We start from the raw sequence: 20,647 nt of genomic DNA, 5'->3' as shown, positions 1-20,647 counted from the left end.
ATGGGCGCCTATAAAAAACTTGACCCGCAAGAGCCGGCCATAGAGCAGATCGACTCGCTCTACTGGCTGCCGTTTTATGCAGCGCCCAGGCACAATTACAATCTTTCGGGTATCTACCTTTCGTTTAGTGGAGAGCCCTCTCCATATCCTTATAGCAATCCCAATTTTATCGGCTACCAGACGGATATCTACAGCGAGGAATCCTATCCCAGGATGTATGGGTGCATGAAGCTGTGGGATGAGTCGTCGCCGTATATTCAGGTCGAGATCCAACATCTCAACACAGGGTGCAGTTTTGATATCGATGACGAAACCGCCGGTGATATGGGGCTTTGCCATCTTGATATACGTTTGGTCAAGCTGCGGGAGGTCGAGTGGGAGGACAATTACGATCTGGTCTCCCCTTTCCAGATAAAAAAACTGATCCTGCGACGCTACAGGGATATTAAAAAAGATTTCTCTACCATTGGCGATTATTTCATCCCAATTTCCGAGGAAGCACTGGAGGAGAAGGAGATAAAGGGGCGCACTTGGTATCTCGGCGTCAGTGGTGTCCGATCCGGAGACTGGAACTTCGCCCTCTATACTGCCCTGACGCCAGAGCACATGCTCATCGTTGACTGCAAATTGAGATTCTGGCCCTCCGATCACGAACCCAGCGAAAAGGCCCTCAAAACCTCCCTCGGCCCCCTGTGGGATTTTTTGGACAACCTGGAAATAGACGAGGAGCCGGGGCATATTGAAGTGGGAGTACGCGATGCCCGCGGCAGTCTAGTGAAGGAGGAGACTGATACCGGGGATATGGATATCGAGTGGTAACCCGAAAACCGTTGGTCAGCAGCATTAAAAAACGCACTTTCTCCAGACAGCCTATCCGGCACTCTGATTTTGCGCAGCCGGATTGAAGTGGAACCGTCCTGGTGTCCTTGCAAAAATCCCTAGAAACAAAAAAGCCGGCTCTCGCAAGCCGGCCTTTTCTGGGGTGGGCCCATTACTAATATAGGTACACCGCACCGCTATCTTCAGCACTATTGTCGGCTTGGTCTCCGCCAATGCCGGTTGCGGAACTGTCTTCCCAGCTAGCGCCTACTGCAAGCAGATCGCCGTCGGCGGACATGGCCACGCTGCTGCCAAACCAGTCATCCGCACCGGTATTGGAGGCCTTCAGGTAAGACTCTTGCCGCCATTCCCCGTTTTCGTGCACAAACAGATAGGCCGCGCCATTGAAATTGGCGCTGTTGTCGGTCTGGTCGCCGCCAATCCCGACTGCGGCGCTGCCCTCTCCAGCTGCCGTTACCGCCAGTCTCGCACCGTCGGCAGACAGCGCCACGGCTGAGCCAAAGAAGTCTTCCGCATCGTTATTGGAGGCCTTTATGAACGCCTGCTGTTGCCAGGTACCATCAGCCAGGGTGAATAGGTACACTGCGCCGCTGTCGATGCTCGTGTCGAACCTCTCCTGTCCGCTGTTGACACCGGTACCGATACTGTTTTCGTACGGCGCCCCAACCGCCAGCGTGGTGCCGTCGGCGGATAGCGCCAGTGAGTCACCGAACCGGTCGTGTGTGTCGGGATAGGAGGCCGTCAGGAAGCTCTGCTCCTGCCAGGTGCCGTTATCCCGGGTAAAGGTGAATGCGATCCCGCTGTGTGGCATCTCTCCGGTACTATAATGACCGGCTCCCACCGCCAGGGTGTTGCCATCGGCGGATAGTGCCAGGCTGCCGCCAAACCCCATTCCCTGGATGGAATTGGAGGCTTTCATGTAGGCCTGCTGCTGCCAAGTGTCATTGTCGCGGGTAAATACGTAGGCGGCTCCACTGAATCCGGCACTGTTATCCGTCGCATCGCCGTCGATACCCGTCGCGCCGCTGGCTTCACGTGTCGTGCCAACCGCCAGGGTGGTGCCGTCGCCCGACAGTGAAATGGCGGAGCCAAAGCGGTCGCCGGCATCGGTATTGGAGGCCTTGAGGTAGGCCTGCTGCTGCCAGGTGTCGTTGTCGCGGGTGAACACGTAGGCGGCGCCGCTGTCTGCGTCGTTGTTATCCACTTCGATTCCATCCACCCCGGTGGCCGAACTATCCTCGTACGGAGCGCTGACGGCGAGGGTGGCGCCATCGGCGGACAGCGCCAGGTTCGAGCCAAAGCGGTCATCCAGCTCGGCATTGGAGGCCTTCAGGTAGGCCTGCTGCTGCCAGATGCCATTGCTGTGGGTGAATACATACACGGCGCCGCTGTCATCCCATTTGTCTGCACTCTCTCCTGTAGCAGAATTTCCCTCGCTAGGTGCGCCGACAACCAGGGTAGCGCCATCGGCTGAAAGTGCCAGAGCGCCGTAGCTGCCAAAGTTGTCACCAGTGCCGGCATTGGAGGCTTTTATATAGCCGACAGCCTCCGCCAAGTTCCCGCTTACCGCGACCGCTGCCGAGTCGGTACAGCCGACGCTGTTGCAGGCCTGCAGTATATAGCTGGCGTTGACTCTCTCGGGCAGGAATACCACTAGCCCATACTCGCCCGTCTCGCCATCGAAGCTGGCGATCTGTTCATAACCGGACACGCCGTCCGGATTCTCCAGCAACCGGTACTCGCTCGCACCGCTCACCGGCTCCCAGTTGAACTGGAAGGTCTTGATGGCCTGGGGCTTCATGGTCAATATGGGCTGGCCGGGCGCTGTCTCGCCACCGCCGCTGCTACTGGAGCTGCTGCCGCCGGAACTACTGGAGCTGCCGCTAGAACTGCTGCCACCAGAGCTACTGCCACCAGAGCTACTGCTACTCGAGCCGCCACCCCCGTTATCACTTCCACCACCTCCACCACCGCAGGCCGCCAACAGAGTGGTCAGAAGCAGTACTGGCACTTTGCGGATCAAGCCCGCAAACCCCTGGCTGATTTTTCTACTGGTTGTGTTCATTGCGATTCCTTTTCAACTGACTGTGTAGGGCCCATTCGATAGTGTTGTCGTACTGCTATTTTTTGACGGCTCGGTACTGTTTTCTTGATTTTGGAATTATTCGATTTTTATCTGTTAATTCGAGTGTTTTGTGAGGATCAGTAAATTGGGTTCATTACTGCTGGTGTGAGCCCCAGTCCGGCGAAACCTTTCACAAGGAGGGCGTGGCCACAAGACAGCCGAATTGGCGGGACTCGAAGTAAAAAGCGAGATACTTGCTTGATCGCGATACAGGTAGGCATACCTCTATTCCCTGGCGGTCTTCCCTGTCACACACCTGTGACCATTCGGAGCAGATTCTAACGAAATGACAAGGGCCGTATCCACCGGTGCGGCCGCAATGGGTGAACTAAATCGCACTTTGAGTACGGAAATCTCAGCGGTTGCCTTATTGACGTTTTGCTGTCGAGCCTTGGGCTTTAGTCGCAGATAAAACGCTGCATGTAATAGGTTGTAATACGGCATGTGTGGCAAAATCGATGGGTATCTGGGTACATTTTTCGCTCCGCTCGGCGTGGCTACAGATGTGATCAAAAGTTCTGGGGTGCTCTATGTCGAGTACACCATTACTGTTGTTGGAAAAATTGTGGGTGTCCCATAGTTATTTCTATCTGCACGCTGGAAAGATCCGGCTCAAAGTATTGCCCAAGGCGGTAGTGCGCCTGAATGCCATTTCGTCGCGGAAAGGGGCAGAACCTGCTGAAGTTTATGCAGCAGCTCAACCCCACCGTGCGCGGGTGGGCCAACTGCTACCGCTACATTGAGATTACGGACATCCTGCGAGAACTGTACGGTTGGATACGCCGCCACCTACGCAAGATTCTGTGGCGGCAATGGAAACGGCTATACACGCAAGGCAGGATGCTGATGTTGATGCGGCTGGGGCTGGAAGGGGTGAGAATTGATCGAATACAACTGGTGTCGCTGGTGGATCAACACCGATAGCTCATGAGTACAACATGAACCGCCGTATACGGAACCGTACAAACGATGGTGTGGGAGGACGGCGGGGGTAACCCCGCCTTCTACCCGATTAGCGCCCCACATGCCGTCATCCCATTTCTGCCATTACACCTTCATTACAAGCTGCAGTATACCCAACCTAAGCTCTGAGCCAGACCAACGCCCTTGCTTTACCTGGTTAAAAGCCACTGATATGATCCGGCAGCTTTTTTTGCAGGCGACGAGTGGACTTCTCGCGCTTAAATAAAATAACTTACAAGGATCAGGTTATGCTTCCAAGGCTCGTCATTCCCCTACTTATCTCCTCCTCACTGCTCGTCGCTTGTGGCGGCGGTGGTGGCAGTGATCGGGCTAGCGATAGCAGTAGTAGCAGTAGTAGCAGTAGTAGCAGTAGTAGCAGTAGTAGTAGCGGTAGTAGTAGTGGTAGTAGTGGTAGTAGTGGTAGTGGCGGTAGTAGTGGTAGCGGCGGTACAGCCAACCGCCCCCCCTCAATCACATCGGGAGCGTTCACAACTACATCGGAAAACAACACTAATACCGATTACGTGGCTACAGCCATTGATGCCGATGACGATACACTGAGCTTCACCTTGTCAGGCGGAGATGACCAAGCCTACTTTGAAATTGATAGCAGTACGGGTGTACTTTCTTTTGTCTCGGCACCGAACTTCGAAGAACCAGCCGATGCAAATGGTGACAATGACTATGAGGTGGAAGTAGAAGTCTCCGATGGTAAGGGTGGTGCCGATCAGCGGCAGGTCATTGTATCCGTTGTAGATCAGGCAGTAGTCGCCCAAGTCTCCTACCCGACCGGCAATGCCAACCTCGGCGGATATGTAAGCTCCACTACGGTTACCGGGATTCTTGTCGATGAGGAGAACCACCAGATACTGGCAGACTCCAGCGATATCGACACATTGTCTGTCAATGACACCTTCGCCACCTTTGACCTGAATAACACTTATCAGTGGCGCGCGCAAATTCCTGTCGATCAGGCTCATACCGCTCAGGAGCTCCACATCGATTGGCAAGATGTTTCCGGGAGGCGAGGACAAATTTTACAAACAGCAAATTTACAGCCTGTCTTTATGCAGCCTGATGGCATTGCATTGGATCGCGCCAACAACCGGATACTGGTTGTAGATAGCACTTTGAAAGCGATCTTTACAGTCGACCCTGCATCTGGCCGACGGAAAATCTTCTCTGACGAAAATCATGGTTCGGGCAGTGCTTTCCTTACACCTTCCGATCTAGCATTAGATAGTGCTAACGACCGCGCCCTGGTTATTGACTCGGGCCTGGATGCTCTGATCGCCGTAGATCTCTCAACAGGAAATCGGACCCTTCTCTCCGGTGGCAACATCGGCACCGGTACGGCCTTCGAAAGCCCTAGAGGCTTTGCTCTGGACAATATCAATAATCGAGCAGTTGTTGTCGATAGTCGGCTGGACGTACTGGTAGCAGTCAATCTCGACACCGGCGACCGGATAATTATCTCTGAAAGTAACAGTACCCTGCCTTTTACATCCTCCTATGACGTTGTCCTGGACTCGAGCAGTAACCAAGCGCTGGTTACCGATGTCAATTTGAGGGCACTGGTAGCTGTTAACCTCACGACTGGTGAGCGACGTGTCGTATCCGACAGCAGTACCGGCACAGGCGATAACCTGATCTACCCCAGAGGCGTCGTCATAGATAGCGCTAACAACCGGGCGCTGGTTACCGATTCATACCGCAGAAAGGTAGTCGCTGTGGACCTCACCACTGGCGACCGTACTCCTGTGTCGTCCTATGGCGTCGGCACGGGAGCGCAGTTTAGGGAGCCCTATGCGGCTTATCTGGATACTGCAGATAATCGCTTATTGGTCACAGACTACAAGCTAGAGACATTGATGGCGGTCGACCTCGCCACTGGCAACCGTACCGCAATCTCTGACAGTAAAGTCGGCAACGGCGCCATTTTGGGCGGCACCTACCTAGGTATAGTACTGGACGAGGCCGGCAACCGCGTACTATTTACCAGCACGAGTCAAAGTACGCTGCTGTCGGTGGATCTCTCCACAGGCGACCGTAGCACACTTTCCGGCGGCGATAATGGTACCGGCCCAGAATTTGGTACCCCTGTCGCAGTAGCAATGGATACCGCGAACAATCGAGCGCTGATTATTGACCGCAGGTTGAACGCATTGGTGCTGGTTGATCTCGACACCGGTAATCGCACCATCCTTTCCGATGACAGCAATGGAACTGGCCCGGAGTTTGACTTTCCAGAGAATCTGGTTCTGGACGTCACCAACAACCGCGTACTGGTCATTGACGGTGGCCTGGAAGCGCTGGTGACTGTAGACCTGGACAGCGGCAATCGCGCCGTTCTTTCCGATAGTAGCAATGGTATAGGGACAGAGTTTCTTAACGTTCGCAGCGTTGCAATGGACCCAGTCAATAATCGGGTGCTTGTTACTGATAGTTCTCTGCGCGCAGTAGTGGCTGTAGACCTTGACACTGGGGATCGGACTATCCTGTCGGACAGCAATACCGGTACCGGAGAAAGGCTGTACAATCCCAACGGCCTGGCAGTCGATAGTGCCAACAACCGGGTATTGGTCGCAGACAGCTCAGGACCTAGAGCCCTGATCTCCGTCGATCTCGATACCGGTAATCGAACCATCCTCTCCAACCATGGCGCTGGCGCCGGGCCGGATTTTAGAACCCCTACAGGCTTGGCATTCGACAGCATCAACAACCGTGCCCTGATTGTCGATTCCGAACTATACGCGCTATTCGTTGTTGAACTGGAGACGGGGAACCGGGCGATCGCCTCTAAATAATCAGAGAGACTGCGCCGGCGACCGCCTGCGCATATCAGAAAACTGCCTTCTAATTTATGCCCCGCGCTGCGGGGCTTTTTGTTGCGGGAGCTTCCCGTGGCCGTAATTGATCTGAGCCCAGGGGTTAGGTCTTGACAAGAGCCTTAGGGGGTAGATCTTGACAAAACAGTCAAAAACTAAATCGAATGTTAATCAGTACTGTCAAGGTAAGTGTCCGGTGAACTCATCTTTCCACGACAGTTCTGCGCTGTGATTTAGCTGAGTGATCTGAATCGTGCTTTGAACGGAGAAGTTTATCATCTCTTCACGCCGACGTTCTCGCGCAGGTAGGTGCACGGCAGTATGCATAAAATCGCAGTTGTAATCGGGTGTAATGCTGCACTGCCGGCGGAAAACGAAGGCGCTTGTTCGGCGGATGTATTACCCGCTTTGCTCGACCCGGTTACAGCATGCTCAAGTGACTCTTTCTGTTTCGCAAGTTCCGCTATCGGCGCAGTGATGGAAAGCGGCGCCTGTCTCATATGGAAAACTGACTCCCAGATCCCAATACCGCTTTCGCCGCTTACTGATTTCAAATGTAACAGTCACGACTGGATCTTCTAGCAATTAGGATCGACAGTCTGTTGTGCTTGGGAGAAGACATCCGTGGACCAGGAGCAGAACGCTCCCCTAAGGGAAGACGTCCATCTGCTCGACGAGGAGCTGGGCGCAGTACTGCGGCAGCAGGCCGGTGAGCAACTGTTCGATACCGTTGAAACCATCCGCCAGGTGGCGGTGGAGAGCCGCAGCCAGGGAGAGATGCCGCTGAAACGCCTGCGCCAGCTGCTGGATCCGCTGGACGACGAGGCGCTGCTGGAGGTTGCGCGCGCGTTCAGCCAGTTCCTGAGCCTGGCCAATATCGCCGAGCAGCGCCACCGCGAGCGGCTGAGTCGACACCAATAGCGTTTTCCCGGCGATCCGGACACCGACCGCGGTCTGCGCCAAGTGCTGTCTACAAACAAAAAAAGGCCGACTCTCACGAGCCGGCCTTTTGCGAAATGGTGCCCAGGAGAAGACTTGAACTTCCACGACCGTAAGGCCACTAGCACCTGAAGCTAGCGCGTCTACCAATTCCGCCACCTGGGCAAGTCAACGGTGTGTGCCGTTGAGGACGCGCACTATAGAGATATGGGGTCGGGGTGTCAACGGTCGGTCTGCGCTTTTTTCAACTTTTTGCAACCCGGTCGGGAAACGCCGCGAAATCGCTTATACTGCGTGCAGTAGCGACTTTTCCTGAACCGGTAGTCACTGGTTTGCGTCGCAGTCCATACTTCCGGAGACTCTCAGGCCGGCGCCAAGGGCTTTCTGCCGACCGCGGGAAGCTTTGTGTCTGGTTTAGGGCGCTCCGGGCCGCCAGAGAAAGCGCGGTTACCTCCAACAACGGATGATGTTTTGACTCAAAAGAAGACCTCAGTTCACAACCTCGACGACCCCCATGCGGTGCGCGAGGCGGAGAAATACGAAAAACCCGTGCCCAGTCGCGAGTTCCTGCTGCAGTTCCTGGAGCAGCAGCCGGGTCCGGTGGCTTGGGAATCGGTGGCGGACGCCCTGGAAATCGACGACGAGGATCGCCGCGAGGGGGTGCGCCGGCGCCTGATCGCCATGTCCCGCGACGGCCAGATCGCCAGCAACCGCGCCGGTGACTTCGGCGTGCTGGACAAGATGAGCCTGGTGCGCGGCCGCGTGATCGGCCACCGCGACGGCTTCGGCTTCGTGGTTCCCCGCGATGGCGGCGATGACCTCTTCCTGTCGCACCGGCAGATGAAGAAGGTGTTCGACGGTGACGAGGTGCTGGTGCGCGAGACCCCCGGCGGCTTCCGCGGCAAGCGCGAGGGTGCGGTGGTGCGTGTCATCAAGCACAACACTGAACAGCTGGCCGGGCGCCTGATGCGCGAGAACGGCATCTGCTTCGTGCGCCCGGACAACCCGCGTATCAACCTCGATATCATGGTAGCGGCGGAAGACACCGCCGATGCCGGCCACGGCCAGTATGTGGTGGTGAAGATCGTCACCCAGCCGGGGCGCGACGCGCTGCCCCAGGGCGCGGTCATGGAAGTGCTCGGCGACCACCTGGCGCCGGGTATGGAAATCGATGTCGCGATACGCAACTACGGTATTCCCCACACCTGGCCGGCAGCGCTGCAGGCGGAGGTGGATGTCATCCCCGACGAAGTGGAGGAGGCAGACAAGAAGGCGCGGGTCGACCTGCGCCAGCTGCCGCTGGTCACCATCGACGGCGAGGATGCGCGCGACTTCGACGATGCCGTCTTCTGCGAGCTGCTGCCGGACGACAGCTGGAAGCTGTTGGTGGCCATCGCCGATGTCTCCCACTATGTGCGCCCGGGCACCGCCCTGGACGAGGAGGCCCACGGCCGCGGCAACTCGGTCTACTTCCCGGATTTCGTCGTGCCGATGCTGCCGGAGAAGCTGTCCAACGGCCTCTGCTCGCTCAATCCTGACGTGGATCGCCTGTGCATGGTGTGCGAGATGCATATCGACCGCGACGGCCAGATCCGCGATTACCGCTTCTTCGAGGGTGTGATGCGCAGTCACGCGCGCCTGACCTACACCCAGGTCGGCCAGATGATCGACGAGCGCGATAGCCGCAAGAGCGGCCTGCGCAAGCAGTACGCCGCGCTGGTTCCGCATCTGGACAATCTGCACGATCTTTACCGGGCCCTGCGCAAGGCCCGCGACCGCCGCGGCGCCATCGATTTCGAGACCACCGAGACGCGTATCCTCTTCGACGCCAACCGCAAGATAGAGCGCATAGTGCCGGTAGAGCGCAATGACGCCCACAAGCTGATCGAGGAGTGCATGCTCGCCGCCAATGTGTGCGCGGCCAGGCTGATGGAGCTGTCGCAGCTGCCCGCCCTCTACCGGGTGCACGACACGCCCAAGGAAGAGAAGCTCACCAACCTGCGCGAGTACCTGGGCGAACTGGGCCTGCGCCTGCCCGGCGGCGCCGAGCCGCAGCCGATGGATTTCCAGGCGCTACTGGAGCAGGTCGAAGGGCGCGCCGACGCGCACATTATCCAGATGATGCTGCTGCGCTCGATGAACCAGGCGGTCTACCAGCCGGAGAACCGCGGCCACTTCGGTCTCGACTATCCGGCCTACGCCCATTTCACCTCGCCGATCCGCCGCTACCCGGACCTGCTGCTGCACCGCGCCCTGCGCTGGCTGATTCGCAACGGCAGCGCCAATGAGCGCGCGGTGGCGAAGAAGATACACACTGTGCCCGGCGCCGAGGCCATAGAGCGGGACAAAATCATCCCCTACGATCTGCCGGCCATGGTGCAGCTGGGCGAGCACTGCTCCATGACCGAGCGCCGCGCCGACGACGCCACCCGCGACGTGGTCAGCTGGCTCAAGTGCGAGTACCTGCAGGACCACGTGGGCGAGGTCTATCCCGGTGTGATCAGCGCGGTCACCGGTTTTGGTCTCTTCGTCGAGTTGGCGGACTTCTATGTCGAGGGGCTGGTACACGTGACCGCGCTGCCGAAGGACTACTATCGCTTCGAACAGGCGCACCAGCGCTTAGTAGGCGAGCGCAGCGGTATGCGCTACCACCTGGGGGATTCGGTCAGCGTGCAGGTGGCGCGGGTCGACCTGGAAGAGCGCAAGGTGGATTTCACCCTGCAGGAAGTACAGGCGCGCGCCGCTGGCAAGGCGTCCAAAAGTCGCAAATCCAAAGCGGGGAAAAAGGCCGGATCAGCAGTGGAGCGGAAGCCGGCTGAAAAAAAAGGAGCGCCCCCGGCAAAAAAGTCTGGTGGAGGCGGTGGTTGGATGCCTGGAAAAAATCCTGACCAAAACCCGCCAGTGGCGGGACAGAAGGCCGAGACGGTTGCGGTAAGCGCCCGCGCCATGGAAATGGCGGTGGAGCACCAGCAGGAGCGCGAGCGCCGCGGCAAGCTGCCGGCGGAAAAAGTGAGCGAGGGTGCCGGGAAGCCCAACCCGTGGGCCAGGCACACCGATACGCCTCCCGGCGGCACGCCATTCCGCAAACGCAAGGTTGGCTCCACGGAGGCGGTGCCGGTAGAGCCTCAGCCCAAAAAAGAGTCTCAGCCGAAAAAAGAGTCTCAACCGAAAAAAGAGCCTCAGCCGAAAAAAGAGCCTCAGCCCCAAAATGAGCCTCAACCGGAGAAGCCGGCCATCGAAGAGGGCGCCGCCATCGGGGGTGAAGAGGCGCCGAAGAAGCGCCGCGGCCCCAGGCGCACACCGACCCGCAAGGGCGGCAAGCGCCCGGCGGTAGCCGCGCGCAAGGCCGCGCAGAAGGCCGAAAAGGCCAATGCGAAGAACGGCAAGGGAAAAAAGAAGAAAAAACTTTCTTCCAAAGGCAAAAAGAAAAAGTAGTTGAACTATCAGTTCCCCTCTCCCCCGGCCCCTCCCCCGCTTGCGGGAGAGGGGCCGGGGGAGAGGGCGATCCCAACCCCGCCAATCGTCAGTAAAAACACCAATGTCTACAGAAATCATTTACGGCCTGCACGCGGTGCAGGCGCTGCTGAAGAGTTCCCCACAGCAGGTGCAGGAGCTGTTGCTGTTGCGCGGGCGCAAGGACCAGCGCCTGCAGAAGATCATCGCCCAGGCAGAGAAGAACAGTATCGCCGTGCGCTTCGCCGATCGCCGCGCCTTGGATGAAAAGGTCGGCGACGAGGGCAATCACCAGGGTGTGGTCGCCGTCTGCGCCGGGCAGACCAGGGTCCACGATGAGCGTTTCCTGCAGGAATTGCTGCAGCAGCTGGCGCAGAAAAGCGAGGCGCCATTCCTGCTGGTGCTCGATGGCGTCACCGATCCCCACAACCTCGGCGCCTGCCTGCGCTCCGCCGAGGCCGCCGGCGTGCACGCGGTCATAGCCCCCAAGGACAAGTCCGCCGGCCTGACACCGACGGCGATCAAGGTTGCCTGCGGTGCGGCGGAGGTACTGCCGTTCGTGACCGTCACCAACCTGGCGCGCACGTTGCAGCAACTGCAACAGGCGGGGGTGTGGATTTTCGGCGCTGCCGGTGAGGCGGAGCAGGATATCTACCAGAGCAGCCTTACCGGTCCCATGGCGCTGGTGATGGGGGCCGAGGGCTCCGGCCTGCGCCGCCTGACCCGGGAGAACTGCGACCACCTGATCAAGATCCCCATGGCCGGTGAGGTCAGCAGCCTGAATGTTTCCGTGGCCACCGGCGTCTGTCTTTTCGAGGCGGTGCGCCAGCGCGCCGGTTGATTCTTTCTTGCCTCCCAACTGCTGGGCGCGGGTGTGCCTGGCAGTTGCAACTTGGTGCGTCATTTCCGCACTTTCTTCTCAATCTCCCCGCCGAATGCATTTCCGGCCAATTTGAGCGGCTGTATTTGCTGCATTTGTCACCCCGTTTCGCCGTTAGACGATCGGCGTCGCCTTGGATTACGCCCGGCCACCGCTTTGCTGCCGCGCGCATCTGTCCGCTGCTAAATTTCTGAACGCGGCAAAATTTCCGGGAACCATTTCTCTCTTTTCGCCGTGTAACTGTAGCGAGCAGCCGGTGCAGTGTGTCTGTATCTGTCGATGTCGGGCCAGCGGTTGCCATGATTTTCTCCAGCCATCAGGGAGCAGCGGTTTGAGTGCCTGGCTGATACAGATTTTTCAGCGGCGCCGGTGTCGTGAAGACCGGTTTGTCGCACTGGTGTCCCCGCATATTCGTCGCATGCATCGCATGGCGTATCGATGGACGGCGAGCCAGGTGGAGGCGGAGGACCTGGTTCAGGAGGTGCTCGCCAGCCTGGTGTCCCGCGTGGCCGAACTGGAGGCGGTTGAAAAACTGGGGCCCTGGCTGGTCAAGGTGTTGTACCGCCGTTTTGTCGATCTCTACCGCCGGCGCAGGCTGTCGCCGATCGACCAGTCTGTCGCCTGGGGCGACGATGAATATTGCGAGGTGAACAGCGGCGATGATTTTCGCCAGCTGGACCTGCGCAGGGCGCTGGAGCGCGCATTGAGATTACTGGATGAGGACTGGCGCGATATCGTGCTGCTGCACGACGTCGAGGGCTACACCGCCATTGAGGTGGCGGAGGTGCTGGAGATCAGCGTCGGCACGGTGAAGTCGCGCCTCCATCGCGCGCGACAAAAACTGAAAAAAATCCTCACACAGGGAACTATCGAGACATCCCGCGCGTGTTAGGGGATAGCGAGGTGAATAAATGAAACCCAGACGCGAATTTGCGCAGGATGAAGATGCCCGCCTGGTGGCGCTGTTGCGCACCCTTCCCGCGCCGGAACCGGGAGCGGGATTCGAAGACCGCCTGCTGGAAAAAGCAATGCGCGCGGCGCGGCACACACAGCCATCGGCCCGGCGGCGCCAGCCTGCGGGTTGGGCGAGATGGGGCTGGCAGCTGGCCACGGCGGCGAGCCTGCTGCTGGCCATACTGGCCACGGCGCCGCACTGGAGCGATGTTTTCTATCCGCCAGTGGCGCAACCGCTGGCGCGACACGATTCGGCGACGGTGCGACCGGTGCACATTCTGGTGCAGAGCCCGAGACAGATGTCGGGGGCGACGATCCGGGTGACGCTGCCGGCGAATGTCGGGCTCGATGGCTACACGGATATTCAGACACTGCAGTGGCAGGCGGATATTTCTGCAGGCGAGAACCGCCTGTCCCTGCCGGTAAAGGTCGGGAGCGCCGGTGTCGGGAGTGAAATCCTGATAGAGATCGAGTATCAGGGGGCGCGCAAGGTGCTCCACCTGCCGGTAACGCCGGCATCCGGGACAGGCGCTGTCGAGTCCATCACCAGGACCTGATGGCCATTTCAAGCAGCTGAGAGAGGTATTGGACAATGTTGAGGAAGAAACTTCTGGTCATGGGAATCCTTGTCGGTGCCCAGTTAGCCGTGCCGGCACTGGCGCAGGAAGTGGAAAACCCGAGCGATCTGGATGTCACTCTGACCGTGGTAGAGGACAGCCAGGATGTGGAGGACGTACTAAACAACATCGAGTTGCCACCGGACGTGCGCGAGTACGCCGAAGAGACGATGGAGGCGGTCAAGGCCATTGTCACCGCGGCGCAGAATGGTGACATAAAAAGTGAGGAGGAGGCCGAGGCGATGGTCCTCGAAGTGATGGCCCGCAGCCGCGAAATAGCGGCCAGCGCGAGGCAGTCCGCGGATGCGGCGAGCGAGGAGGCGCAGAGATCCGTCGAGATGGCGCGCGAAGCCGTCGAGGAAGCCGTAAAGAATGCGCTGAGCGGCGCGGATATGCAGGGACTGATCGAGCAGATGATGCAGGACATACTGGGCAATCTGTCCGATGACGTCAGGAACCAGCTGACCGCAGATCTCGATGCAATCATCGAGCAGAACCGGGAGAACCTGCCGGAAGATCCGGAGAGCTGACCGGCAACCGGGGTGCGGGAATGGATCCCCGCAGGGACATATGGATTTCGGGTATAGGGATATACAGAGGTAAGAATCGTGCAGAGCAATCTAATCGGAATTGCACTTGCGGGTGTCATTGCAATGGCGCCCCCGGTCCTGCTGGCACAGGGCCAGTTGGCCGGTGGCGCTGATGCATTCAAGGAAGGCGACTACCGGCGGGCATTGACGCTTTTCGAGAGCGAGCAGCTGGCGGGCAACGACAGTGCCAAGCTCAAATACAATATCGGCGTTACCCTGATCAAACTCGGGCGCTACGGCGAAGCCAGCCGCTATTTCCAGCGGCTGTTGAGCGAGCCCCGATGGCGGGATCTCGCCCGCTACAACCTGGCGCTCGCTGCGGAAAGAAGCAACCGCAAGCTCATCGCCGCCAAGCACTACCGGCTCGTCAGCGAGGCGGCCGATTCGCAAAAGCTGCGCAGCCTGGCAGGCAGCCGGCTGAATACCCTGGCTGCGGCGCACCGGGGGCCCGCCGCCCGGCGCGGGATGGGCACTGTCAGCCTCTCGGCGGGGCGCGACGACAACGCCTATGCGCTGCAGAACGAGCTGCTGGCGGATGCCTCCGTGGGGGAGGACAGCTTTACCGAAATGTTTGCCTGGGGCCAGTACCGCTTGAGCGGTTCGAGCGGGAATGGCTGGCGCCTGCACGGCTACGGCTTCGCCCGCCGCTACAGCGAACTCGACAGCCTCGACCTGACCAGTGTGAGTGCGGCGCTGTCGAGAGACGGCCAGTGGTTGCAGCGGCTTGGCTGGGATGCGGAAATCGGCGCCGCCGGGGAGATGGTCTACCTCGGCGGTGAGCAGGTGACGAGGCAGTTGCAGCTGATTGGACGGGCCAGGCGGGATATCGGTGAGGCCAGGGTGACTCTCTCCTTGATACCCAGCTACTACCAGGGCGGGGATGAATACGCCTACCTGGATGGCTGGCGGCAGCGCTTCGAAGCCAAGTGGCAGCGCCCGTTGTTCGCTTTCGAGGCGCGCGCCTACTATCGCTACGATGCCAACGCGCGCACGGACCTGGAGAGGGCCGACCTGGAACTGGATACGGTGGACTACTACAGCTATTCCCCGGTGCGCCACTCCCTCGGCGGCGTGCTGGAGTGGTCGCTGTCGAGCAGCTGGGATATTTCCACCGGGGTGGAGTACCGGCGCAGCGCCTACGATGGCAATAACCGGGTGACTGACAGCGACGGAGCCGTGTTGAGCTATCAGCGCGAGTCAGATCGAACCAAGACCTGGCTGGCGACCAAGTTCAAGATCACCCCGCGTTTCAGCCTGGATGGAAAGTTCGTCGTGCTCGACAACGAGGAAAACCGGGACGTCTACACCTACGACAAGACTGAAGCCAGCCTTGGGGTCAGCTATATCTTCTGACGGCTATGCCCGCGCCGCCGACTCTAGGTGCGCAGCCAGTTCTGTAATTCTTCCACCACCGGTGCCGGGTCTTTGATCCAGCTCAGGTGTGGATTGCCCCGGGGTTGGTCCTGCATAAAGAGATTCCCTGCAGCTTGTTGGCGCAGGGAGCCTGTATCTGCCCAGCTGCGCAATTGGCATCGTGCTGAGACTTTACTGTTCGCCGGTTTTCCCCGGCTGTCCCGCGCCGGGTGCGCCGTAGAGTTCGACCGCCGGGCGGTACAGGACCCAGGAGGTGAGAATGTACTTATCGTTCGACAGTGGCACATTGCCCCGGTGGGTGTGGGTAAAGCCGCAGGGCGAGAGAATCAGGCTGCCTTTCTTCGGTTTGATTTTGGCGCCCTGGTAGCAGAATTCCGTCTCGCCGCCCTCGTCGACATCGTTCAGGTACAGGAGCCAGAAGAGTACCCGGTGCAGGGATTTCTGCCCGGGGTCAGTGGGGTGAGGGAAGTGTTCCGAATGCCAGTGGTAGTAACCGCCGCTGGCCTTCTCATAGTGCTGCAGGTTGATGTTGTCCAGGCGAAAGATACCGGACACCAGCATCTGTAGCTGGTGGTCGCTCAATTTGCCGATATCTTCGGCGGTGAGATTGCGCACTTTTTTTGTGGCCTCGTCGAAGATGGTCGGGGAGAGGGCGCCGGTCAGCATGTGGGGATAGCGGCGACAGTATTCCATCAGGCCGCGCAATACCAGGTTGTTGATGGTTGCACATTCCTCCTCCCAGGAGTCCAGCCCCGAGATAAACAGATCAGAGCTGTTTTTTTTGCTGTGATCCACACCGGAGCCTGTTCGACCCGGTTGTTTCTCCGGCGCCTCATGGAAGCGCCGCATCAGATGATCGCAAATCTCCGCAGATGCGAAATTTTCAAATAGCAGTATCAGAGAGTCCACAGCTCCACCGGTACATAAAAAGGCCGAGTGTTTACCCGGCTCATTATTAAAAGAATCGACTCGGCAACGGCCTGTTATTGTAATCGCACACCCGTTACCGGACAGCCCCCCCGGACAATTTTCCGGGGGGGCTGCCACCTACCTGTGAATAATCGGGTCCGGGTTGCCGTCCGGGTCACCGCTCACCGTGCCGTCGGTCGAAGGGTGGCCATTGCTCATCATCATCACCGCGCATGCGTGGGGGGATGCCATGGAGGTGCCAGACATGGTGGTGGTGCCACCGCCCGCCCTGGTGGACAGGATGCCTACGCCGGGGGCTGCGTAGTCCACCGGTGGGTTGCCCCAGTTGGACCAGGACGGCATGGTGTCGTTGCTATCGTGCGCAGAGATTGTGCGCACGCGAGCGCCGTTGGCGCGGGCTGGCGAATGATTGTTGGCATCGTCGCCGTCGTTGCCGGCCGCGAGTACAAAGTAGGCCCCCGAGTTCTGCGCGGCAGCCACTACGGCGTCGTCTAGGTCGGGGCTGATACCTCCCCCCAGGCTCATATTGGCACAGTCTCCCGAGGCGGCATTGGCGCCCACATAGTCGACGCCGGCAATTACGCCGGAGGTAGTGCCCGAGCCGCGGCGGTCCAGTACCTTGACCGGGATCACTGTGGCGTTGGCGGCGACGCCGACCACGTCTATGCCGTTGTCGATGGCGCCCACGGTGCCGGCCACATGGGTGCCATGGCCGTGGCCGTCATCGACACCGGCATTGGGGCCGGAGGTGAAGGCGCTGAAGCCGCGGCTGCCGTCCACGTTCAGGTCGGCGTGATTCAGGTCTATGCCGGTATCGATGATCCAGGCATCGCGGCCACTGCCGTCGACGGGGCCGCCAACGCGGCCGATGCCCCAGGGCACCACCTGGTCATCCGAGCCGCCGCCGCATTTGTTGCCGGGGCAGGGGGGTTTGGCGTTGATGCTGACAATGCTGTCGGGCGTCATGCGCATGATGGAGGAGTCTCCACCGAAAACTGCGTTGGCGGCAGCACAGGGCAGATTGATCGCGGCGCCCTTAATGGTGTTGCGATAGACAAAGTCCGCCGCCGCGCGGCTGTGGCCGGCGGCCCTGGCCTGGGCCACTAGACGCCCGGCAATGCCCGCGGCGTCCGTGCCGGAAAAAGTATCGTGAAAGCGCACTATGCAGCGATTGTGCACGTCGGCAATCGCCGGACTGGTGCCGAAGGTGGGCTGTTGGGCCTGAACTGCTGAGCTTGCGGCGATGGCGACTGCCGCGGCTATCAGAGATTTCGTCATGTCAAAGTTACCTTGTAAATTATTATCGAATGGCGGGGGTTTCCCCCGGGGTGGATCGACTGTCCGACCACTGAGCCAGGTGGTACTTCGACGCAAATGCACAAGACTGCGCCCTCCTTGGCGATACAGACACTCGAGCACATCTCAACATCAGAACAGGATCGCGGCGCTCGACGGTGCCTTCGCGTGCAACCCGAGTTCAACGGTATCCAGTCACCGATGAAATTGCTATTCCCGGTTTTCCGGTATTTTTGGTTGCTTGTGCTGTTTTTTTATTTATAAATGGTCTTATATTGCGCTGAAGAGAGGTTTGTTGGAAATGGCGTCAACTGACTCCCTCACCCTCTTCCGTACTATCTCTGTGCAAACGGCAAGATGCGGTCGTTTGGATGGGCGAAGCAACCGGGTGAGCGAAAGTGCCGGGCGCGTGGGGAATTGATCAACTTGCAACCGGCCCGGCGAAGGCACCACCAGGGGGGAATTGATCAACTTGCAACCGGCCCGGCGAAGGCACCGCCAGGGGGGAATTGATCAACTTGCAACCAAGACGCCAAGTGCCTAGAATACGCCGCCCGCAATGGGCTCAGTGTATTCGAGCCCGTTGTACTCCTTGCCTCACCGGATCGCCCGGGAGGCTGTTTTAACCCGTAAGGAGCGAAAATGCGTCATTACGAAATCGTATTCCTGGTCCACCCGGACCAGAGCGAGCAGGTGCCCGGCATGGTGGAGCGTTACACCGCCACCATCAAAGACAGCGGTGGCCAGGTTCACCGTCTGGAAGACTGGGGCCGTCGTCGCCTGGCTTACCCGATCAACAAGATCCACAAAGCCCACTACGTGCTGATGAACGTCGAGTGCACTGAAGAGGCACTGGGCGAGCTGACCACCAACTTCCGCTACAACGATGCGGTCATCCGCAACCTGGTGATGCGCGAAGACGAAGCCGTCAGCGAAGAGAGCCCGATCATGAAGGCGGAAAAAGAGAGCCGCGAGCGCAAGGCTGCCCGTGCAGAGCGCACCGAGCGTCGCGAGCGCGCCGAGCAGGAAGAGAAGTCTTCCTCCGCAGCGGAAGAGGAATCTTCCGATAACGCCGAAAGCGAAGAGTAAGGGGATTATCAGATGGCACGTTTTTTCCGTCGTCGCAAGTTCTGCCGTTTCACCGCTGAAGGCGTAAAGCGTATCGACTACAAAGATCTCGATACCCTGAAGGCCTACGTTTCCGAAACCGGCAAGATTGTTCCGAGCCGTATCACCGGCACTAAAGCCAAGTATCAGCGCCAGCTGGCCACTGCGGTCAAGCGCGCGCGCTACCTGGCCCTGCTGCCGTACACGGACAGCCACGAAGCCTAAGCCCCCGGGCTTAGACGCTTTACAAGAGAAGCTATCTAGAAGTGCGCGGCCTGGCCGAATTCATCATGCGCGGGCGCGTGCGCGCGGTGCTCATCACCATGGTGGGCATACCGCTGATCAGCCCGGCGGCGCTGGCCCTGGTGAGCCTGCGTCGCGGCAGCAGCGATGGCCTGATGGTTCTGGCCTGGGCCCTGCTGCCGGTGATCGCCGCGGGCATGAGCGGCTATATGTCACCGCTGATGACCGGCCTGGCGGCCAGCCACTTCGCCGCGGTTTTCTGCGGTGCGCTGGCGCTGCGCAGTAGCCGTTCCTGGGGCAGGGCCCTGGTCGTTGTGACCGCGGTAGCCGCGGTTGGGATTCTGCTCACCGCCCACTTCAGCGGCGGCCTGTTGCAGAGCCTGCTGCAGGCGGCCGAGGAGTCCGGCGGTGGCCAGGCGGAACAGCTGCAGCAGATATTCGGCAGCGAGTCGCTCGCCACCGGATACCTGAGCTGGATCTCGGCCATCACCGCGACCCTGGCCCTGGCGCTGGGGCGCTACTGGCAGGCGCTGCTGTACAACCCCGGTGGATTCCGCCAGGAATTTCACCAGCTGCGCATGCCGTTACCGCTGGCGGCGGTGGGTATGCTGGTGTGGGTGTACAGCCTGTTGACCCAGGACTATGTGTTCTGGGGCGCGGTGGTCGCCTTCCCGATGGTGGTGGCCGGTATCGCCCTGATCCACTGGATGATCGCCGCCAAGGGATGGGGACGCGGTCCACTGGTTGCACTCTATGTGATGCTGGTGATCGCGGCACTGCCGCTGGCCGGATTCCTGTGTGGCCTGGCACTGGTAGATAGCTGGATAGATATTCGCGGGCGCTCCGCCAAATAGGCAGATGCGATCCGCACAAAACTGAAATTGAGGAAACCGAGATGGAAGTTATTCTGCTCGACAAAGTAGGCAAACTGGGCAACGTGGGCGACCGCGTTGAAGTCAAAGCCGGTTTTGGCCGCAACTTCCTGTTGCCGACTGGCAAGGCCATTGCGGCTACCGAAGCCAACATCGCCGAGTTCGAAGCCAAGCGCGCCGAACTGGAAGCCGCCGCCGCCGCCAAGGTGAGCGAAGCCGAAAGCCGCGCTGCCAAGCTGGCCGACCTGGTTGTGACCATCGCCGCCAACGCTGGTGACGAAGGCAAGCTGTTCGGCTCCATCGGCACCCGCGACATCGCCGAGGCGATCACTGCTGCCGGCGCCGAAGTGGCCAAGGCCGAAGTGAAGCTGCCGGAAGGCGCGCTGCGCGAAGTGGGCGAGTACGACGTAGACGTACAGCTGCACTCCGACGTGATCACCACCGTCAAGGTAGTGGTCGAGGCGGAATAAGCGCTTCGCGCTTTCCCCTCCTTGTAGGAGCGGCCCATGGCCGCGATCGGATTCCGGAGTATCTGGAAAGTGTGATCGCGGCCACTGGCCGCTCCTACAGCGGCGCAAGGCGCGCTACAATCGGAGCGGGGGGGTTCCTCTCTTTTGCTTGGTTGGTGTCTGGCGG

At 59.5% G+C, this 20,647-nt stretch carries 18 protein-coding genes and 1 tRNA gene; 14 read left to right on the top strand and 5 right to left on the bottom strand.

Translation table 11 applies throughout. The annotated features are described in order from the left end of the window. Complete coding sequence (locus IG627_RS03490; protein ID WP_193190009.1) at nucleotides 1–819, top strand: hypothetical protein; 819 nt, start codon at nucleotides 1–3, stop codon at nucleotides 817–819. 175 nt (nucleotides 820–994) lie between these two features. Here IG627_RS03490 and IG627_RS03485 read toward each other — a convergent pair whose 3' ends face one another. Then, a complete protein-coding gene (locus tag IG627_RS03485) occupies nucleotides 995–2,905 on the bottom strand; it encodes an FG-GAP repeat protein (protein ID WP_193190007.1) in 1,911 nt (636 codons plus the stop codon). A gap of 705 nt (nucleotides 2,906–3,610) precedes the next feature. On the opposite strand from IG627_RS03485, the gene IG627_RS03480 reads away from it, so the two are divergent. Beyond that, nucleotides 3,611–3,889 carry a group II intron maturase-specific domain-containing protein gene (locus tag IG627_RS03480; RefSeq protein WP_193190005.1) on the top strand — a complete coding sequence of 93 codons (279 nt, stop codon included), beginning with the start codon at nucleotides 3,611–3,613 and terminating at the stop codon, nucleotides 3,887–3,889. Nucleotides 3,890–4,258: 369 nt separating this feature from the next. On the opposite strand, the gene IG627_RS03475 is transcribed toward IG627_RS03480, so the two are convergent. Further along, complete coding sequence (locus IG627_RS03475) at nucleotides 4,259–4,399, bottom strand: hypothetical protein (protein ID WP_193190003.1); 141 nt, start codon at nucleotides 4,397–4,399, stop codon at nucleotides 4,259–4,261. A gap of 53 nt (nucleotides 4,400–4,452) precedes the next feature. Between IG627_RS03475 and IG627_RS03470 the strand changes: the two genes are divergently transcribed. Both IG627_RS03470 and IG627_RS03465 read left to right on the top strand, forming a co-directional pair. Then, entirely contained in the window at nucleotides 4,453–6,735 is a 2,283-nt protein-coding gene (locus IG627_RS03470) for a hypothetical protein (protein ID WP_193190001.1), read from the top strand. 645 nt (nucleotides 6,736–7,380) lie between these two features. Next, nucleotides 7,381–7,677, top strand: coding sequence for a phosphoenolpyruvate carboxylase (locus IG627_RS03465; protein WP_319024491.1), 297 nt, complete (start codon nucleotides 7,381–7,383; stop codon nucleotides 7,675–7,677). A 96-nt stretch (nucleotides 7,678–7,773) separates the two neighbouring features. Here the strand turns inward: IG627_RS03465 and IG627_RS03460 are convergent. After that, nucleotides 7,774–7,860, bottom strand: a tRNA-Leu gene (locus IG627_RS03460). Between the two features lie 306 nt (nucleotides 7,861–8,166). Between IG627_RS03460 and rnr the strand changes: the two genes are divergently transcribed. From rnr to IG627_RS03430, 6 genes are all read left to right on the top strand, one after another. Then, complete coding sequence (gene rnr / locus IG627_RS03455) at nucleotides 8,167–11,130, top strand: ribonuclease R (RefSeq protein WP_193189999.1); 2,964 nt, start codon at nucleotides 8,167–8,169, stop codon at nucleotides 11,128–11,130. A 103-nt stretch (nucleotides 11,131–11,233) separates the two neighbouring features. Beyond that, a complete protein-coding gene (gene rlmB, locus IG627_RS03450; RefSeq protein WP_193189997.1) occupies nucleotides 11,234–11,989 on the top strand; it encodes a 23S rRNA (guanosine(2251)-2'-O)-methyltransferase RlmB in 756 nt (251 codons plus the stop codon). Between the two features lie 370 nt (nucleotides 11,990–12,359). Further along, nucleotides 12,360–12,920, top strand: coding sequence for an RNA polymerase sigma factor (locus tag IG627_RS03445; protein ID WP_193189995.1), 561 nt, complete (start codon nucleotides 12,360–12,362; stop codon nucleotides 12,918–12,920). A 19-nt stretch (nucleotides 12,921–12,939) separates the two neighbouring features. Continuing rightward, the gene (locus IG627_RS03440; RefSeq protein WP_193189993.1) at nucleotides 12,940–13,539 is read left to right on the top strand and encodes a hypothetical protein; all 600 of its coding nucleotides are present in this window, start codon (nucleotides 12,940–12,942) and stop codon (nucleotides 13,537–13,539) included. A gap of 35 nt (nucleotides 13,540–13,574) precedes the next feature. After that, complete coding sequence (locus tag IG627_RS03435) at nucleotides 13,575–14,129, top strand: hypothetical protein (protein ID WP_193189991.1); 555 nt, start codon at nucleotides 13,575–13,577, stop codon at nucleotides 14,127–14,129. Nucleotides 14,130–14,252: 123 nt separating this feature from the next. Then, a complete protein-coding gene (locus IG627_RS03430; RefSeq protein WP_193189990.1) occupies nucleotides 14,253–15,542 on the top strand; it encodes a TonB-dependent receptor in 1,290 nt (429 codons plus the stop codon). A gap of 192 nt (nucleotides 15,543–15,734) precedes the next feature. Here the strand turns inward: IG627_RS03430 and IG627_RS03425 are convergent, their stop codons facing one another. Both IG627_RS03425 and IG627_RS03420 read right to left on the bottom strand, forming a co-directional pair. Continuing rightward, nucleotides 15,735–16,472, bottom strand: a complete 738-nt coding sequence (locus tag IG627_RS03425) for a 2OG-Fe(II) oxygenase (RefSeq protein WP_319024490.1) — start codon at nucleotides 16,470–16,472, stop codon at nucleotides 15,735–15,737. 138 nt (nucleotides 16,473–16,610) lie between these two features. Further along, a complete protein-coding gene (locus IG627_RS03420) occupies nucleotides 16,611–17,771 on the bottom strand; it encodes a S8 family serine peptidase (RefSeq protein ID WP_193189986.1) in 1,161 nt (386 codons plus the stop codon). 660 nt (nucleotides 17,772–18,431) lie between these two features. Between IG627_RS03420 and rpsF the strand changes: the two genes are divergently transcribed. From rpsF to rplI, 4 genes are read left to right on the top strand one after another with little or no spacing between them, the layout of a single operon-like run. After that, complete coding sequence (gene rpsF, locus IG627_RS03415) at nucleotides 18,432–18,878, top strand: 30S ribosomal protein S6 (protein WP_193189984.1); 447 nt, start codon at nucleotides 18,432–18,434, stop codon at nucleotides 18,876–18,878. Between the two features lie 12 nt (nucleotides 18,879–18,890). Then, nucleotides 18,891–19,121, top strand: coding sequence for a 30S ribosomal protein S18 (gene rpsR / locus IG627_RS03410; RefSeq protein WP_067084304.1), 231 nt, complete (start codon nucleotides 18,891–18,893; stop codon nucleotides 19,119–19,121). Between the two features lie 41 nt (nucleotides 19,122–19,162). Next, nucleotides 19,163–19,993 carry a hypothetical protein gene (locus tag IG627_RS03405; RefSeq protein ID WP_193189982.1) on the top strand — a complete coding sequence of 277 codons (831 nt, stop codon included), beginning with the start codon at nucleotides 19,163–19,165 and terminating at the stop codon, nucleotides 19,991–19,993. 41 nt (nucleotides 19,994–20,034) lie between these two features. Next, complete coding sequence (gene rplI, locus IG627_RS03400) at nucleotides 20,035–20,481, top strand: 50S ribosomal protein L9 (protein ID WP_193189979.1); 447 nt, start codon at nucleotides 20,035–20,037, stop codon at nucleotides 20,479–20,481. The last annotated feature ends 166 nt before the right edge of the window (nucleotides 20,482–20,647 follow it).

Source organism: Microbulbifer taiwanensis, assembly GCF_014904815.1.
GTDB classification, from domain to species: Bacteria; Pseudomonadota; Gammaproteobacteria; order Pseudomonadales; family Cellvibrionaceae; genus Microbulbifer; species Microbulbifer taiwanensis.
This window is presented reverse-complemented; position numbering and strand designations above follow the sequence as displayed.

Bases quoted from the DNA above. Each gene is read 5' to 3' on its own strand.
- IG627_RS03490 (WP_193190009.1), top strand. From the start codon at position 1: ATGGGCGCCTATAAAAAACTTGACCCGCAAGAGCCGGCCATAGAGCAG.
- IG627_RS03485 (WP_193190007.1), bottom strand. From the start codon at position 2,905: ATGAACACAACCAGTAGAAAAATCAGCCAGGGGTTTGCGGGCTTGATC.
- IG627_RS03480 (WP_193190005.1), top strand. From the start codon at position 3,611: ATGCCATTTCGTCGCGGAAAGGGGCAGAACCTGCTGAAGTTTATGCAG.
- rlmB (WP_193189997.1), top strand. From the start codon at position 11,234: ATGTCTACAGAAATCATTTACGGCCTGCACGCGGTGCAGGCGCTGCTG.
- IG627_RS03440 (WP_193189993.1), top strand. From the start codon at position 12,940: ATGAAACCCAGACGCGAATTTGCGCAGGATGAAGATGCCCGCCTGGTG.
- IG627_RS03435 (WP_193189991.1), top strand. From the start codon at position 13,575: ATGTTGAGGAAGAAACTTCTGGTCATGGGAATCCTTGTCGGTGCCCAG.
- IG627_RS03430 (WP_193189990.1), top strand. From the start codon at position 14,253: ATGGCGCCCCCGGTCCTGCTGGCACAGGGCCAGTTGGCCGGTGGCGCT.
- IG627_RS03420 (WP_193189986.1), bottom strand. From the start codon at position 17,771: ATGACGAAATCTCTGATAGCCGCGGCAGTCGCCATCGCCGCAAGCTCA.
- rpsF (WP_193189984.1), top strand. From the start codon at position 18,432: ATGCGTCATTACGAAATCGTATTCCTGGTCCACCCGGACCAGAGCGAG.
- rpsR (WP_067084304.1), top strand. From the start codon at position 18,891: ATGGCACGTTTTTTCCGTCGTCGCAAGTTCTGCCGTTTCACCGCTGAA.
- rplI (WP_193189979.1), top strand. From the start codon at position 20,035: ATGGAAGTTATTCTGCTCGACAAAGTAGGCAAACTGGGCAACGTGGGC.